The organism is Sphingobium sp. D43FB (assembly GCF_002312805.1).
Classification (GTDB): domain Bacteria; phylum Pseudomonadota; class Alphaproteobacteria; order Sphingomonadales; family Sphingomonadaceae; genus Sphingobium.
In genome coordinates, this window is record NZ_NMUA01000155.1 from 1 (window position 1) to 904 (window position 904).

Here is a 904-nt window from a genome sequence, read left to right on the forward strand (position 1 = left end):
GATCGCTCCTCCCGGCGCATCCAGCGCCATCGCGACCAGTCCGGCTTGCCCGCAGGCAAGACCTTCGCCACCTTCGATTTCGACGCCGCCCCCGGCATCCGCAAACCGCACCTCTTGTCCCTCGCCGCCGGTGACGACTGGATCGAGAGCGGCGGCAACCTGCTGCTGTTCGGCCAGAGCGGGACCGGCAAGACGCACGCAGTTGCCGCCATTGGTCATGCCCTCATCGACACGGGGCGGCGCGTCCTGTTCTGCTCCACCACCGACATGGTCCAGAAGCTCCAGTCCGCGCGCCGCGACCTCAGCCTACCCGCCATGCTCGACAAGCTCGACAAGTTCGATCTCATCGTGCTCGACGATCTGTCCTACGTCCGCAAGGACCAGGTCGAGACCAGCGCCTTGTTCGAGCTCATCGCCCACCGCTACGAACGCCACTCGCTCGCCATTACCGCCAACCAGCCATTTTCGGCATGGGACAACGTCTTCCCTGATCCCGCTATGACTGTCGCCGCGATCGACCGCCTCGTGCACCACTCGACCATCATCGAGATGAACGGCGAAAGCTACCGCAAACGTTCCGCCGTCGCCCGTATCAACGCCGGCGATTACGACCCGCCGAATGGCGCCCCGGACCGGCCATCATAATTGTCGCTGGCTTCGCGCTCGGGAGCACCCTTGCTGAGGCAACGGGTAATTGTCGCCAGCGGCAATTACATGCCAACCATCCCATGCGCTTCAGACCCTCGCTTCCGGCCAGCGTCAGCGACAATTACCCAGCGTCGTAATTGTCGCTCGACGGTTGCTCCCCGCAACAGCAAATGGTAGCCAGAATTCACCAACCGGCGCGGCCACCTATCGGCCATCATAATTGACGCCGACCGGACTCCGTAATCGTCGCGCTACA

Annotated in this window: 1 protein-coding gene; it reads left to right on the forward strand. The window is 63.3% G+C overall.

Going from position 1 to position 904, the window contains the following annotated elements; translation table 11 throughout:
• On the forward strand, nucleotides 1-645 hold a 645-nt coding region (gene istB, locus SxD43FB_RS23790), incomplete at its 5' end, for an IS21-like element helper ATPase IstB (protein ID WP_096064175.1).
• Between the last annotated feature and the right edge of the window lie 259 nt (nucleotides 646-904).